Origin of the sequence: Micromonospora sp. CA-246542, assembly GCF_050942905.1 — a bacterium.
GTDB lineage: Bacteria > Actinomycetota > Actinomycetes > Mycobacteriales > Micromonosporaceae > Micromonospora.
In genome coordinates, this window is the sequence record NZ_CP192040.1 from 1,081,059 (window position 1) to 1,095,901 (window position 14,843).

The following is a 14,843-nucleotide window of genomic DNA, read 5'->3' on the forward strand; positions in this document are numbered from 1 at the left end:
AGGAGTGGAAGTCATGATGCTGCGCAAGGCGTTCGGAGCGCTGCTGGCGTTGCTGACCTTCGGCACGGTCCTGGTCGTCACGGCAGCCCCGTCGCAGGCGGCGGTGGCCTGCTCGGGCACGGTCACCTACAGCTACGCGTACCCGCCGAGCAAGCCCGTTGCCGAGCTGGTCATCTACTACAACAGCACCAACGGCGGCACGAACAGCGCCTGCATGTACCACCGCGGCGCGGCGTACGGCTCCTCGGCGCGGACCTCCGTGCAGATCGCCCGGTGCGCGGAGACCTCCGGCACCGGCTCGTGCACCGCCACCGCGATCTCCACCAAGGACAACGCCGACTACCTGTACTACGCCGGTCCGCGCGGAGTGACCGGCACGGCGAACAACTGCGTCGACGCGTACGGCGAGATGGACTGGGCCGGCACCACCTACTGGATCCACTCCGGTCGCCAGGGCTGTTGAGTTCGGTGACGCCGAACCGGTGGCCCGGTGGGATCCGTCCCGCCGGGCCACCGGTGACGTCCGTCCGCGTACGCCCCCTCAGGGGTAGAGGCAGGCGGTACGGCGGGCGGCGAGCCTCTGGTCGGCGGCGAGCGGCAGGGCCTCGGCGGTGCTGGAGCCGTCGGGGCGGGCCACCCGCACGTCGAGCACGTCGGTCGGCGCGCCACCGCCGAGACAGGCGACCGCGGCCACCGGGATCTCAGCAGTGGATCCGGGTTGCACGGACCGGCGGTCGAGCTTCCAGACGAGGTCGAACGGCGGGGCGGCCAATCCGGTCATTCCGATCTGGTGCCAGCGGCGCTCCGCCGGCAGCGCGGGGTCGTCCGCGTAGTAGGCGGCGAAGCCGACGATCTCCACGTGCGTGCCGGTCGCGCTGAGCCGCCACCCACCCGGGCCGGTCAGATCGGGGGCGATCGCCAGGGCGATCGCGGCCGGCCCGGGTAGGTCGCCCCGGCAGCGGGACGGTTCCACGCCCGGGGGCGGGTTGCCGTGCACCACCCCGGACGCGATCAGCCCACCGTCGGCCAGGGTGAACCAGCGGATGTCGGGGGTCTGGGAGGTGGAGTCGGCGATCCGCTCACCCAGGCAGTAGCCGGTGAGCCCGATCACGCAGCCGGGCGGAATGGTGTAGAGGATGCCCTGGTCGCGGCGGGGCTCGGCCCGGACATGCACGCCACTGCCGTACGTGACGGCGGTGAAGGCGGCGTCCGTGGTGGTCGCCGGGCAGGCTGTGGTGGTCGTCGTGCCAGCCGCCGCCGTCGCCCCGCTGGCCGGCCATTTCAGCTGGGTCATCGGCACCACGGCGACCGTACCGGCGAGGCCGGCGACCGCCACCGCCGCCAGCACCAGTCGCCGTCGGAGTTTCCGGTGCCGCGGAGGGCTCGCGGGCCGGTCGTGGGTCGGTCCGGCTGCGCCGCTGGCGCCGGTTGGCTCAGCAGTAGCCGGGGCGGGTATATCCCCGGCAGTCACCGCGGATGGTGACTCCGCGAGGGGCGCGGCGATCGGTTCGGCCGGTATTTCTGCCCTCGCCGGGTGGGCTGGTGCGCCGGGCCGCAGCTCCTCGTCCAGTTCGAGCCAACGCTGCCTCCATTGGGCGGTGTCTCCGCCGCAGGCCCCGACGTACGCGAGCAGCACGTCGAGGCTGGGTTGCCGGATTCCGCTGGCCGCGGCGGAGAGGGTCGAGGCGCTGTAGCCGGCGATCTCGGCCAATCGCCGGTAGGTGGGGTTGCCGGCTTCGACACGTAACTTTCGTAGCTCATGGGCGAAAGACGACAACGGTCCAGCGGTCGGATCTACGGGCCGCTCGTGCCGAGCCATGCCGCTCCCTTGTCTCGGTAAGTCGTCCAAAGTAGGGGAATGATATTGAATTCCTCGATCGGCAGACGACGGCTACCAGTGGGCGGGGGTGGCCTGGGCACCGGGGCCTGATCGACCCGGTGCGGGCGTGCTCCCCGGGTACGTGAGCCCCGCGCGGGAATCTTGATCCACCTCCATGGCGTTGCAGCCGGGAGAGTCACCCCGCCCCGGCCTCGTCGACCTCGATGACGGCGCTTCCGCACCCGGAGAGAGATCAAGTTGGCGAAGACCACCCCCGAGCAGGACGCGCTGCCCGGCGACCTGATGACCAACCGCCAACGCACGCAACTCGTGCTCGTGCTCGGTGCGTTGATCGCCATCGGCCCCCTGACCATCGACATGTACCTGCCGGCGCTGCCGGCCATCACGACCGGCCTGCAGACCACCGAGACCGCCGTGCAGTTGACGCTCACCGGCACGTTGGTCGGCCTCGCGCTGGGCCAGTTGCTGATCGGGCCGGTCTCCGACGTGGTCGGCCGACGTCTGCCGCTGCTCGCCGGCCTCGCCGCGCACATCGTGGCGTCCGTGCTGTGCGTCGTCGCGCCCAACATCGCCGTGCTCGGCGCACTACGCGTCCTGCAGGGCCTCGGCGTCGCCGCCGCCACCGTGGTCGCCACGGCCGTCGTCCGCGACCTGTTCAGCGGCGCGTCGTTCGCGCGGATCTTCTCCCGGTTGATGCTGGTCATGGGTCTCGCCCCGGTCCTCGCGCCGACGCTGGGCAGCGGGCTGCTGCGCTGGACCGAGTGGCGCGGCGTGTTCGCGGCGTTGGCCGTACTGGGCGCGTTGCTGATCGTCGTCGCGGCCATGAAGTTGCCGGAGACCCTCGACGTGTCACGCCGCCGGCATGGTGGTGTCGCGGCGACCCTGCGGGACTACCGAGGACTGGTGAGCGATCGGGCCTTCGCCGGTCTGGTGCTGGTCGCCGGGCTGGCCATGGCGTCGCTGTTCGCGTACGTCTCCGGGTCGTCCTTCGTCCTCCAACGGGAGTACGGCCTCGACGAGCAGCAGTTCGGCCTGGCCTTCGGCGCCGGCGCGGTGGGCCTGATCGGGGCCACCCAGTTCAACGTCCGGCTGCTGCGGCGCTACACGCCACAGCAGATCCTCGTCCTGGCCCTGATCGCGGGAACGGCGGCCGGCCTGCTGCTGGTGCTGTTCGCCGCCACCGGCATCGGGGGCCTGGGCACCCTGCTCGCGTCGCTGTGGCTGGTGCTGGCCGCGGCCGGTCTGGCCCTGCCGAACGCGCCCGCGCTGGCGATGAGCCGGCACAGCGAGGCGGCGGGCACGGCCGCGGCACTGCTCGGTGCCGTCCAGTTCGGTGTCGGCGCGCTGTCCGCGCCCCTGGCCGGCCTGTTCGGGACGGGGAGCGTACCGATGGCGATCGTCATCGCGGGCGGCATGGCCGCAGCGCTGGCGGTCATGATCCTGGTCGTGCCCCGCGCCACCCTCGGCGCGGTCGACCCGGACCTGGCCGTCGCCGTGCACTAGGCAGCGGGTCTGGTCGGGCGGGCCGGGTTTCCGGCCCGCCCGACGGTCAGCGGATCTCGGTGGTGTCCTCGGGCCGCGACTGGCCGCGCGGCGGCGCGGACCACGGCGATTCGCCGCCCACCCGGCGGGGCAGCGGCTCGGTCGGCGTCGGATCGGCCGGGTAGCCCAGGGTGAGCGGTGCGGTGTCGCGCTCCGCCGGCTCGGACGACGACGACGACCAGTCGGTCAGGGTGAAGTCGTCGCCGCGCGGCGCGTCCGTCGGCGCCGGGGTGGTGGCCGGCTCGGTCACCGGCTGCGGCCACCGCCGCCAGCGTTGACCGCTGAACGTCGCCATCAGCAGCAGCAGACCGATCAGGAAGAGCGTGCCGTTCTCGACCGGCAGCCGCAGCGGCAGTGGGTCGCCGAACACCTTCCACTCGTGTGGGATGGCGTCGCGCACCTCGAACGGCGCCACGAACATCCCGATGTACGGGGTGACCAGCAGCAGCCCGGCCACCAGTGGGCCTGCCGGCGAGAAACGCAGTGTGCCGAGCAGCCCGAGCAGGACACCGCCGACGCCGAGGTACACGGCCGGTTCGATCAGGTTGGCGGTGTTGAAGGTGCCGATCTCCACCCAGCGGTCGACCGTCCGGCTCGACCCGTCCTGCCCGAGTGTGACAAGCACCCACGTGATGGGTGCCACCACCAACCCGGCGAGGAAGCTCCAGAGATGTCGCATCCGCGCACCGTACCGTTTCCGGCATGACCGAGCACCTCTCCGCCGCTCCGACCGGCAAGCCGACGTCGTACTCCCGGGTCACCCTCAGCAAGATCATGACTGCGGTGGACGTCAACCTCTACGGAACCGTCCACGGCGGCGTCCTGATGAAGTTCGTCGACGACGTGGCCGGCGCCGCTGCCGCCCGGCACAGCGGCGGGACGGCGGTCACCGCGGCGATCGACGAGATCGTCTTCTCCGAGGCCGTCCGGGTCGGTGACCTGGTGCACGCGCACGCACAGGTCAACTGGACCGGGCAGACCTCGATGGAGGTGGGGGTGCGGGTGGTCGCCGAGCGGTGGGACTCGGCCGAGGACGCGCCGGTCCGGGTCGCCACGGCGTACCTGGTCTTCGTCGGGGTGGACGTCGGCGGCGCGCCGCGCACGGTCCGCCCCGTGCTGCCGGAGACGCCGGACGACGAACGCCGGTACCGGGAGGCGGAGATCCGCCGCGAGCACCGCCTGGCCCGCCGCAAGGCCATCCAGGCGCACCGGGCCGGCTGAGCGTCAGCGTGAAGGAAGGGCCCCTTACTAACGCTCAGCGTTAGTAAGGGGCCCTTCCTTCACCCACATGGGTTGGCGCGGTGGAGTGTGGGCCGGGCACGCGTCGATCGGCCCACCCGGTGCGCAGAATGGCGCTTCGAGGTAGGGCAAGATGGCGCCACGGCCCATGCACAGTGTCGTGCGGCCGGGGGGAGGGTGGAGCAGTGGGAGACGTGCTGTGGACGCCGCCGGCGGACGTGCTCGAGCGGTCCCGCATCGGCGACTACCTGCGCTGGCTGCGGGAACACCGAGGGCTGGACTTCGCCGACTACGACGCGCTCTGGCGCTGGTCCGTCACCGACCTGGACGCCTTCTGGCGTTCCATCTGGGACCACTTCGAGGTCGTCGCGCACACCCCGCCGACCGCCACCCTGGCCGAGCGGGCGATGCCCGGCGCCCGCTGGTTCCCCGACGCCACCCTCAACTACGCCGAGAACGTGCTGCGCATGCCGGGCCGCGCCGACGACGACCCCGTCGTCATCGCGCACGGCCAGACCCGACCGCCGGTCACCCTCACCGCCGCCGAGCTGCGCGAGCAGGTTCGCCGGGTGTCGGCCGGCCTGCGCCGGCTCGGCGTCACCGCCGGGGACCGGGTGGCGGCGTACGCGCCGAACATTCCCGAGACGTACGTCCTGCTGCTCGCCACCGCCAGCCTGGGCGCGATCTTCTCGTCCTGCGCACCCGAATTCGGCACCCGCAGCGTCACCGACCGGTGGCAGCAGATCGAGCCGACGGTGCTGGTCGCCGTGGACGGCTACCGGTACGGCGACAAGCCCGTCGACCGGCGGGCCGAGGTCGCGGCCATCCGGGCCGCCCTCCCGTCGGTACGGCACACCGTCGGCATCGCGTACCTCGACCCGAACGGCCCGACGCCCGACGGTGTCCTCGACTGGGCGGACCTGGCCGCGCCCACGGACGAGCCGTTGACGTTCACGCCGGTCCCGTTCGACCACCCGCTGTACGTGCTCTACTCCTCGGGCACCACCGGGCTGCCCAAGCCGATCGTCCACGGCCACGGCGGCATCCTGCTGGAACACCTGAAGATGCTCGCCCTGCACCACGACCTCGGCCCGTCCGACCGGTTCTTCTGGTTCACCACCACCGGCTGGATGATGTGGAACTTCCTGGTCTCCGGGCCGGCGGTGGGCGCGGCCATCGTGCTCTTCGACGGCAACCCCGGCCACCCCGACCTCGGCGGCCTGTGGCGACTGGCCGCCGAGACCGGCACCACCTACTTCGGCACCTCGGCGCCGTACCTGCTGGCCTGCCGCAAGGCCGGCGTGGTGCCGCGCGAGATCGCCGACCTGTCCGCGCTGCGCGGCGTCGGTTCCACCGGTGCGCCGCTGCCCGCCGAGGGCTTCCAATGGGTGTACGACACGGTCGGCGACCAGGTGCAGCTCCAGTCGCTGTCCGGCGGCACCGACGTGTGCACCGGCTTCGTCGGTGGAGTGCCGCTGCTGCCCGTGTACGCCGGAGAGATCGCCTGCCGCGCGTTGGGCGCCAAGGTTGAGGCCCGCTCGGCCGACGGCACCCCGGTTATCGGTGAACTGGGCGAGTTGGTGATCACCGAGCCGATGCCGAGCATGCCGGTGGGCTTCTGGAACGACCCGGACGGCGTCCGCTACTCCGAGGCGTACTTCTCCGTCTACCCGGGTGTGTGGCGGCACGGCGACTGGATCACCATCAACGCCCGAGGCGGCTGCGTCATCACCGGGCGCTCCGACGCCACCCTCAACCGCGGCGGCGTACGACTGGGCACCGCCGAGTTCTACTCGGTGGTCGAGGGGCTCGACGAGGTCGTCGACTCGGTCGTCGTGCACCTGGAGGACGACGAGGGCGGCGCAGGCGAGCTGCTGCTCTTCGTCGTGCTGGCCGACGGCCTGGAACTGGACGACGCGCTGCGCACGAAGATCAGCCGTGAGCTGCGTACGGCGCTCTCCCCCCGACACGTGCCCGACGAGATCCACCAGGTGCGCGCGGTTCCCCGGACCCTCTCGGCGAAGAAGCTGGAGGTGCCGGTCAAGAAGATCCTCACCGGCACCCCGGTCGACGCGGCGGCCGCCAAGGGCGCCTTGGCAAATCCCGAGTCCCTGACCGCCTTCGCCACCTTCGCCCAGTCCCGCCCCCACCCCTGACCCCGACCCCCCTGACCCCGGAGCTCTGGACCCGGAGCTCTGGACCCGGGGCTCTGGACCCGGAGCTCTGGACCCGGGGCTCTGGACCCGGAGCTCTGGACCCGGGGCCCTGGACCCGGGGCTCTGGACCCGGGGCCCTGGACCCGGCGCCCCGGCGCCCCGGCGCCGACCTAGGACCCGGCGCCCCGACCCTGACCTCAGTGCTCCGGAGCCTGCAGGCCCCGGCTCCCGCCCCCGGTAGGCGTCGATCATGGAGTTGTGGTGCCTCGCAAAGGGTGCATATCCCTGCTATTCGTCCACCACGACTCCATGATCGACCCAGTCATGCCCTGGAGCCCCGCGATCTTGCACTTTGTGTCGCCGCTTAAGGGGCATTCCACGCGTATCGGCCACCGAAACTGCAAGATCGCGGGCGCGGGCGCGGGCGCGGGCGCGAGCGAGGGCGAGGGCGAGGGCGAGGGCGCGGGCCGGGCGTGGGCGTGGGCGTGGGCCGGGCGTGGGCGCGGGCGCGGGGCGCGACCGTGGCGGCCCGGCTGTCCCTCGAGAGCGGCGTGGGCGCGGGCGGCACGGGCACGGGGCGGCTCGGCTCGGCGCAGGGCTGGGCGGCACGGGCGCCGGCGCGGAGCGGGGCGCACCGGCGCGGCGCGGGGCGGGGGCACGGGACTGGCGGCGGGAGCAGGGTGGGGGCGGGGTTCGGGGCGGAGTCAGGGAAGGGGTGGGTGACCTTTTCGGCGGTCTGGCGGGCGGTTAGGCGGGCCGGGTCCGGGTTGGCGCAGAGGACGACCGTGGCGGCTCGGGTCAGCGGCGCGAGGAGCCAGTCGACCGGGTCGGGGTAGCGGGCGGCGTCGACCAGGAGACGCGCGCCCCGCTCGATGCCCAGCTCGTCGGCGCGGGCCTCGGCTCGGCTCAGCAGGTGCGCGTCGGTGGGGCCTGGGCCGGGCTGCGGGGTGAAGTGGTCGCCGTGCCCGCGTACCTCGACCACGTAGTCGGCGAAGCCGGGCGGCACCTGGCGCAGTGGGGCGGCGAGCGGGGCGAGGCCGAGGGCGTAGCGTTCGTCCGCCGCCCAGGACTGCGCCTCGTCGAACCGGTCGGCGGCGGCGAAGAGGACATCCACGGTTCCCGGCGTGTCGAGGACGCTCAGCTTGGCCGACCAGCAGCCCAGCAGCACGGCGGCGGTCTGCCAGTGCGGAGGGAGCAGGACGCCGGCCGGTGTGCCCGGCGCGAGGCCGACCTCGTCGACGAGGAGATTGGCGGTCTTCGACACCCAGTTCGCCAGGGTCGCGCCGGAGAGTTCGGTGCGGTCTCCGGTGGAGTCGTCGTACCAGGTCAGCAGCGGTCGAGTCGGGTCGGTCGCGATCGCGTCGGCGAAGACCCGGGCAATGTTGTCGGCCATCGGCGCGAACGATACGCCTCCGCGCCCCGTACTCGATGACGATGACAAGTCGGCGTACGGTCGGGTCGCAGTCAGCGTCCGCCCCGTACTCCGGCGTAGGCTTTACCCCCGGAGTGTTGTTCCCCACAGACCCACCCTCAAGGAGTCGCCCCGTGACCGCCGGTCGCCCGCCCCGCGTGCTCATCGACGCCACGAGTGTCCCCGCCGACCGTGGTGGTGTCGGTCGATACGTCGACGGTCTGCTCGGCGCCCTCGGCAAGGTGTGCGGGTCGGGGGTGGAGTTGGCCGTGGTGAGCCTCCGCACCGACCAGGAGCGCTACACCCGGATGCTGCCCGGCGCGGAGATCATCCCCGCTCCGGCCGCCGTCGCGCACCGCCCGGCCCGCCTCGCCTGGGAGCAGACCGGCCTGCCGCTGCTCGCCCAGCAGGTCGGCGCGCACGTGCTGCACTCGCCGTTCTACACCTGCCCGCTGCGGGCCGGGTGCCCGGTGACGGTCACCGTGCACGACGCGACGTTCTTCACCGAGCCGGAGCACTACGACAAGTCGCGCCGGACGTTCTTCCGGAGCGCCATCAAGACGTCCCTGCGTCGCGCCGACCGGGTGATCGTGCCCAGCAAGGCCACCCGCGACGAGCTGATCCGACTGCTCGACGCCGACCCGACCCGCATCGACGTGGCCTACCACGGCGTCGACCACGCCGCCTTCCACGCGCCGAGCGAGGAGGAGAAGGCCCGCGTCGGTGCCCGGCTGGGGCTGGGCACCAGCAGTTACGTCGCCTTCCTCGGTGCCAAGGAGCCGCGCAAGAACGTACCCAATCTGATCCGGGGTTGGGCTCGTGCGGTGGCCGACCGGGCCGACCCGCCGGCGCTGGTGATCGCCGGCGGCCAGGGGCACGACGACGACATCGACCGCGCGGTTGCCGAGGTTCCGTCGCACCTGCGCCTGCTGCGCCCCGGCTACCTGCGGTACGGCGACCTGCCCGGCTTCCTCGGTGGCGCGCTGGTCGCCGCCTACCCGTCGTACGGTGAGGGGTTCGGCCTGCCGATCCTGGAGGCGATGGCGTGCGCCGCCCCGGTGCTGACCACGCCCCGCCTGTCGCTGCCCGAGGTGGGCGGCGACGCGGTCGCGTACACCTCGGAGGACCCGGACCAGATCGCTACCGACCTGGCCGCCCTGCTCGACGACGAGCAGCGCCGGTTGTCGTTGGCGAAGGCCGGCTTCGACCGGGCCAAGGAGTTCACCTGGGAGTCCAGCGCCGAGGTGCACATCGCCGCGTGGAGTCGTGCCCGTTCGTGACCGTTCGGGCACCCTCGTGGTGACCCGTGCCACTGCGGGACGATGCGTCGGGCATGATGTGCGGATGCTTTATGCGGTCATCCCGGCAGGTGGCAGCGGCACAAGGTTGTGGCCGTTGTCCCGCGCCGGCCACCCCAAGTTCCTCCACCCGCTGACCGGCACCAGTTCCTCGCTGTTGCAGGCGACCGTGGAGCGGCTCGCGCCGCTGACCACGCCGGATCGGACCCTTGTGGTCACCGGCGCCGCGCACGTCGCGGCGGTCGCCCGGCAGCTGACCGGGCTGCCGGAGGAGAACATCCTGGTCGAGCCGTCCCCGCGGGATTCCTGCGCGGCGATCGCGCTGGCCGCCGCGGTGATCGCGCACCGCGATCCGGAGGCGGTGATGGGCAGCTTCGCGGCCGACCACCTGATCCGTGACCCGGACAGCTGGGTTCGTACGGTCCAGGAGGCGGTCCGGGGCGCCGAGCAGGGCATGCTGATGACCGTCGGGATCACGCCGACCAGGCCGGAGACCGGGTACGGCTATCTGGAGACCGACGACGCCACCGACGGTGCCCCGTGGCGTCAGGTGGCCGAGTTCAAGGAGAAGCCGGCGGCCGAGGTCGCCGAGGCGTACGTCCGCTCGGGACGACACCTCTGGAACGCGAGCATGTTCGTCTGGCGGGTGGACGTGTTCCTCGCCGAGCTGGCCCGTCAGCAGCCGGCGCTGCACGCCGGGGTCACCGCGATCGCCGCTGCCTGGGGCACGCCGGAGCAGGACGACGTCCTCGGCACGGTGTGGCCGACGCTGCCGAAGATCTCCGTCGACTACGCGGTGATGGAGGGCGCGGCCACCGCCGGCCGGGTCGCCACCGTACCGGGTGACTTCGGCTGGAACGACGTCGGCGACTTCCACACCCTCGGTGAGGTGCTCCCCGCCGACCACGCGGGCAACGTGGTGCTCGGCACGGACGCCAAGCCGGGCGTGCTGCTGCGGGACACCGCCGACCTGGTCGTGGTGCCACAGTCGGGTCGGCTGGTGGCGGTCATCGGTGTGCGTGACCTGATCGTGGTGGACACCCCGGACGCGGTGCTGGTCTGTCCGCGCGAACGGGCCCAGGACGTCAAGCTGCTGGTCGACGAGCTCAAGGAGCGCGGCGAAGAGGGCTACGTCTGACGTCCGGAGCGTGACGCTGGCGACGGGAGCTCTCGTCGCCAGCGCCGTGTCACCACCTGCGCAGGGCCGCGAGGGCCGGTTCGACGAGTTGTGCGGTCCCGCCGGCCAGTGGCTCGGGCAGCCGGTCGGGCGGGAACCACCCCAGCGCCTCGGACTCGTCGCTGACCTGCTCGACCGCGTCGGCCGGGGCGACCACGGCGAACCGGACGTCGTAGTGGCGCGAGCCGCCCTGGCACTGCACCTCGTGCACGTCGATGTCGATCGGCGTCGGGTCGATGCGCAGCCCGGTGATGCCGGATTCCTCGGTGGCCTCGCGCAGCGCGGCCCCGACAAGGGTCCGGTCGACCGGTTCGCAGTGCCCGCCGAGCTGCACCCACCGGCTGAACTTGGCGTGCAGGCAGAGCAGCACCCGCGCCCCGGTCGGGTCCAGCACCAGCGCGCTCGCGGTGACGTGGCCGGGACGGTGTTGTCGGCTCATCGCGATCGGCCCGGCGGCGAGCAACGCGAGGGTGTGGTCCCGTGCCTCGGCCGACGCCGAGCTGGTCGGCTGCCAACCTTCGAGCAGCGCGACGGCGTCGGCGTGCAGTGCCGCGAACGTCGTGGGATCGATGGGGTCGACGCTGGGTTCGGTCATCGCGGTGTCGGGCATCCCGTCACTCTACGAGCGGGCGGCTCTCCGCCTGGTCGGCGACGCGTACCAGTGCGGCGGGGTGACCGGACGACACCTCTGCGGAGCAAGGGCCGCAGACCCTCGTGGTGCCGCCCGATCACCGGTCCTCCCCAGTCCCGGTGCCCCGGCGTCGAACGCGTCAAGGACGCGTCGGTGCCGTGCGCGGGCACTCGAAGCATGCCCAACCGTCCCCGAGGGCGTCGAGGTTTTTCAGCCCAGGCTTAAAGATGGAGATAACTGCCGGCCAGGTAGAGTCGAAATGGCCGTCCGGCATCCCTCTGCCGGCGGCACGGGAGTGCTCCATGCTGAAGATCCACTTTTCCGGCGAGGACATCCTCCGGACCCGGGTGGCACCGGCGGCCGACCCGGTCTGGGAGCTGGTCCTCAGCCTGCACGCGTTGCAGAGCCGCAACCGCGACCCGCTGACGTCGGCGTGGCGGCACACCGTGACCCGCGGGCTACGCCGGGACATCGCCTCCGACCAGCTCCGACTGCTCTTCGCCCTGAATCCGCCGCGCGGCTACTTCCCCGACTTCCTCACCCCGTACGCCAGTGTGGAAGGTTTCGAGGCAGGCTTGGATGCGGTTCGCAGCACGCCGATCGAGGTGCTCCAGCGGGACCTGACCCTGGTGGCGGCCGAAAACCAGCTGCCCGCCTCGGCCGCCGCGCTGGCCCGTGGCGACGTGGCGACACTGCGGCACCTCGCGGATTCGATGGAGCAGTACCGGGCGTTGGCGATCGGCCCGTACTGGAGCCGGATCCAGGCCGCCGTCGCGGCGGACCGTAACCGTCGTGCGCGCGCCCTCCTCGACGGCGGCGTCGAGGGCCTCCTGACCAGCCTGCGCCCGACCATGCGCTGGGCGGGCGGGGTGCTCGAGGTGCGCGACTACCCGCACAGCCGCGAGTTGCACCTGGACGGGCGAGGGCTGCTGCTGGTGCCGTCGTTCTTCTGCGCACCCACACCGGTTGCCCTGCTCGACCCGGCGCTGCCGCCCGTCCTGGTCTATCCCGTGGACCGGTTGGGTGGCCTCGCCGCCGCCGCCGCCGCCGACGGCGAGGCGTCGGCCGCGACCGGTGCCGGCCGTGACTCGCTGGCCGCGCTTCTCGGCCGCACCAGGGCCGCGGTGCTCCAGGCCAGCGACGACGGCTGTACGACGGGCGAGATGGCCCGTCGGCTCGACATCTCCCCGGCGGCGGCGAGCCAGCACGCCACCGTTCTGCGCAACGCCGGCCTGCTCGTCAGCCACCGCGACCGCAACACCGTGCTGCACACGCTGACCCCGCTAGGCCGAGCCGTCCTAGAGGCCTAACCCCCAACCCACCCCGGCCCTCACCGGTCTCTCCTCGCCCCGTCGATCATGAAGTTATTGCCCGTCGCCTCGGCGTGTCCCGGCAATAACTTCATGATCGACGCCGGGGCGGCCGGGGGCGGCCGGGGGGCCGGGGGCCGGGGTGGGGTGGGGGTTACAGGGCTAGGGCGGCGCTTGCGGGGCTGCCGGCGGGTGGGGGCAGCAGCGTCGAGCCGACGCCCTCGGCGGCCAGGGCGACGCGCAGCCGGTGCAGGTCGGCGCCGAAGCGGACCAGGTCCATCGGGTCGACCGGCGCCGGGGCGGTGCCGAGCACCAGCGCGGTGGCGTCGGCGGGCCAGCCGGGCACCTCGGCGACCAGGCCGGCGCGTACCTCCGCCTCGTCGACAAGCGTGAAGACCGTGCCCGGGGTGACCACCCCGGCCACCGCGTCGAGCGCCCGCCGCACCGCGGCGGGGTCGATCGGCTCGGGGCCGACGGTCTCGACGAGGGTCGCGGCGTCGGTCAGTCCGGCGGCCCGGGCCTCGGCGGTGCCCAACGAGAAGAGGTCCTGCGCGGCGTCCCGGACCAGCGCACGCGCGCCGCCGGAATCGTCCGCGCCGGTGGCGGAGTCGTCCGCGCCGGTGCCGGGGAGGTAACCCCGCACCACGGCCACCGGTACCTGGTCACACTTACCCTTGATCAACTCGCCGGCGCCCGCCAGCTCGTCCACCACGGCCATCTGGGTGAGCTGGAGCTCGTTGCCGTACGGGTCGACCTCTCCCCGGTGATCGCGGATGGCCGGCATGCCGGCGACCCCGAGCGCGACGTCGGTCAGCCCGTTGCGCCAGGGCCGGCCCATGGTGTCGCTGACGATCACCGCGACGTCGAGGTCGTACCGTTCCCGGAGCGCGGCGCGCAGCTCCCGGGCCGACGCGTCCGGGTCCACGGGCAACAGCACCAGCCGGGTCTTGTCGACGTTCGACGCGTCGATCCCGGCGGACGCCATCACGAACCCGTGGTGGGTCTGCACGATCCGGGTCGCGCCCCGGCTGGCCACGACCCGCGCGGTCTCGCCCGCCAGCACCTCGTCGCGTGCGGCGAGCCGCTCCGGCCCGTCCGCCGGGACGTCGACCAGGCACCCCTCCGCCTTGGAGACGATCTTGCTGGTCACCACCAGCACGTCGCCGTCGCGCAGCCACGGCGCGGCGTTAGCGATCAACGCCGCCAGGTCGTCGCCCTCGGTCACGTGGCCGATGCCCAGCACCGGCAGGATCTCCAGCCTCACGTCAACTCCACCGCGGCGCGGACCATCGCCGCCGTCGCCGCCTCGTCGGTCATCCGCAGCGGCACCGCGCGGACCGTCACCTCCGGCACCAGCGTGTCGGCGTCCTCCTCGGCGACCAGCCAGCCGTCCAGCAGGCCGCCGGCCGACCGGCCACCGTACAGGCGGCCCACCCCCGCGGCGCTGCACTCGACCCCGAGCACCTCGAGACAGCGGTCGGCCATCCCGCGTACCGGCGCGCCGCCGATGATCGGCGACACACCCACCACCGGTGCCGGGCCGTCCACCACGGCCTCACGCATCCCGGGTACGGCGAGCACGGGCGCGACGCTCACCACCGGATTGCTCGGGGCGACCAGCACCAGGTCGGCTGCCCCGATGGCGTCCAGCACACCGGGGGCCGGCTTCGCCGTCTCCGCGCCCACGAACACGAAACGGTGGGTCGGGATGTTCGCCCGGTACCGCACCCACCACTCCTGGAAGTGGATGGCCCGCTGACCCTCGTCGCCGTCGGTAGCGGGTTCACCGCCGCCGCTGACGATGGCGTGGGTCTCCAGCCGGTCGTCGGTCGCCGGCAGCAGGCGTACGCCCGGTTGCCAGCGGCTCGCCAGCGCCTCGGTGACCGCGCTGAGCGGGTAACCACCGTTGAGCATGGTGCTGCGGACCAGGTGGGTGGCGATGTCCTTGTCGCCGAGGCCGAACCAGGTGGGCTCGACGCCGTACCCGGCCAGCTCCTCCTTGACCGTCCAGCTCTCACCGACCCGGCCCCAGCCCCGCTCCGGGTCGGCGCCGCCGCCGAGGGTGTACATGACGCTGTCCAGATCGGGGCAGATCTTCAACCCGTGCAGCCACAGGTCGTCGCCGACGTTGACCACGGCGGTCACCTCGGCGCCGACCTCGCGGGCGTACGCCCGGACGCCGAGCAGGAACCGGGCGCCCCCGATGCCGCCGGCCAGAACCACGATGCGCATGTCGACC

Annotated in this window: 12 protein-coding genes and 1 pseudogene; 7 read left to right on the plus strand and 6 right to left on the minus strand. The window is 72.8% G+C overall.

Annotation, left to right across the window (positions count from 1 at the left end):
* Nucleotides 1-13: 13 nt before the first annotated feature.
* Nucleotides 14-463 (plus strand): hypothetical protein, encoded by a 450-nt coding sequence (locus ACQP0N_RS05170; RefSeq protein WP_357130005.1) that lies wholly within the window; start codon nucleotides 14-16, stop codon nucleotides 461-463.
* Nucleotides 464-541: 78 nt separating this feature from the next.
* On the opposite strand, the gene ACQP0N_RS05175 is transcribed toward ACQP0N_RS05170, so the two are convergent.
* Complete coding sequence (locus ACQP0N_RS05175) at nucleotides 542-1,711, minus strand: hypothetical protein (protein WP_433117976.1); 1,170 nt, start codon at nucleotides 1,709-1,711, stop codon at nucleotides 542-544.
* 411 nt (nucleotides 1,712-2,122) lie between these two features.
* Here ACQP0N_RS05175 and ACQP0N_RS05180 point away from each other — a divergent pair, with 411 nt between their 5' ends.
* The gene (locus ACQP0N_RS05180; RefSeq protein ID WP_433121445.1) at nucleotides 2,123-3,343 is read left to right on the plus strand and encodes a multidrug effflux MFS transporter; all 1,221 of its coding nucleotides are present in this window, start codon (nucleotides 2,123-2,125) and stop codon (nucleotides 3,341-3,343) included.
* A gap of 46 nt (nucleotides 3,344-3,389) precedes the next feature.
* Here the strand turns inward: ACQP0N_RS05180 and ACQP0N_RS05185 are convergent, their stop codons facing one another.
* Nucleotides 3,390-4,061 carry a hypothetical protein gene (locus ACQP0N_RS05185; protein ID WP_433117978.1) on the minus strand — a complete coding sequence of 224 codons (672 nt, stop codon included), beginning with the start codon at nucleotides 4,059-4,061 and terminating at the stop codon, nucleotides 3,390-3,392.
* Nucleotides 4,062-4,084: 23 nt separating this feature from the next.
* Between ACQP0N_RS05185 and ACQP0N_RS05190 the strand changes: the two genes are divergently transcribed.
* Nucleotides 4,085-4,603 carry an acyl-CoA thioesterase gene (locus ACQP0N_RS05190; protein ID WP_433117980.1) on the plus strand — a complete coding sequence of 173 codons (519 nt, stop codon included), beginning with the start codon at nucleotides 4,085-4,087 and terminating at the stop codon, nucleotides 4,601-4,603.
* 203 nt (nucleotides 4,604-4,806) lie between these two features.
* A complete protein-coding gene (locus tag ACQP0N_RS05195; RefSeq protein WP_433117982.1) occupies nucleotides 4,807-6,777 on the plus strand; it encodes an acetoacetate--CoA ligase in 1,971 nt (656 codons plus the stop codon).
* Between the two features lie 706 nt (nucleotides 6,778-7,483).
* On the opposite strand, the pseudogene ACQP0N_RS05200 reads toward ACQP0N_RS05195, so the two are convergent.
* A pseudogene (locus ACQP0N_RS05200) lies at nucleotides 7,484-8,170 on the minus strand (TIGR03089 family protein); the annotation flags it as partial.
* A gap of 152 nt (nucleotides 8,171-8,322) precedes the next feature.
* On the opposite strand from ACQP0N_RS05200, the gene ACQP0N_RS05205 reads away from it, so the two are divergent.
* Together ACQP0N_RS05205 and ACQP0N_RS05210 are read left to right on the plus strand one after the other, a co-directional pair.
* Nucleotides 8,323-9,468: a glycosyltransferase family 4 protein gene (locus ACQP0N_RS05205; RefSeq protein ID WP_433117984.1), complete on the plus strand. Its 1,146-nt coding sequence runs from the start codon at nucleotides 8,323-8,325 to the stop codon at nucleotides 9,466-9,468.
* Between the two features lie 64 nt (nucleotides 9,469-9,532).
* The gene (locus ACQP0N_RS05210) at nucleotides 9,533-10,624 is read left to right on the plus strand and encodes a mannose-1-phosphate guanylyltransferase (RefSeq protein WP_433117986.1); all 1,092 of its coding nucleotides are present in this window, start codon (nucleotides 9,533-9,535) and stop codon (nucleotides 10,622-10,624) included.
* Nucleotides 10,625-10,673: 49 nt separating this feature from the next.
* Here the strand turns inward: ACQP0N_RS05210 and ACQP0N_RS05215 are convergent, their stop codons facing one another.
* A complete protein-coding gene (locus ACQP0N_RS05215; RefSeq protein ID WP_433117988.1) occupies nucleotides 10,674-11,273 on the minus strand; it encodes an NUDIX hydrolase in 600 nt (199 codons plus the stop codon).
* 323 nt (nucleotides 11,274-11,596) lie between these two features.
* Between ACQP0N_RS05215 and ACQP0N_RS05220 the strand changes: the two genes are divergently transcribed.
* On the plus strand, nucleotides 11,597-12,604 hold the full coding sequence (locus ACQP0N_RS05220) for a winged helix-turn-helix domain-containing protein (RefSeq protein WP_433117990.1): 1,008 nt from the start codon (nucleotides 11,597-11,599) through the stop codon (nucleotides 12,602-12,604).
* 154 nt (nucleotides 12,605-12,758) lie between these two features.
* Here ACQP0N_RS05220 and ACQP0N_RS05225 read toward each other — a convergent pair whose 3' ends face one another.
* Together ACQP0N_RS05225 and cofD are read right to left on the minus strand one after the other, a co-directional pair.
* A complete protein-coding gene (locus tag ACQP0N_RS05225; protein ID WP_433117992.1) occupies nucleotides 12,759-13,868 on the minus strand; it encodes a coenzyme F420-0:L-glutamate ligase in 1,110 nt (369 codons plus the stop codon).
* Nucleotides 13,865-14,836: a 2-phospho-L-lactate transferase gene (gene cofD / locus ACQP0N_RS05230; RefSeq protein WP_433117994.1), complete on the minus strand. Its 972-nt coding sequence runs from the start codon at nucleotides 14,834-14,836 to the stop codon at nucleotides 13,865-13,867. The genes ACQP0N_RS05225 and cofD overlap by 4 nt, the downstream gene beginning before the upstream one ends.
* Nucleotides 14,837-14,843: the final 7 nt, after the last annotated feature.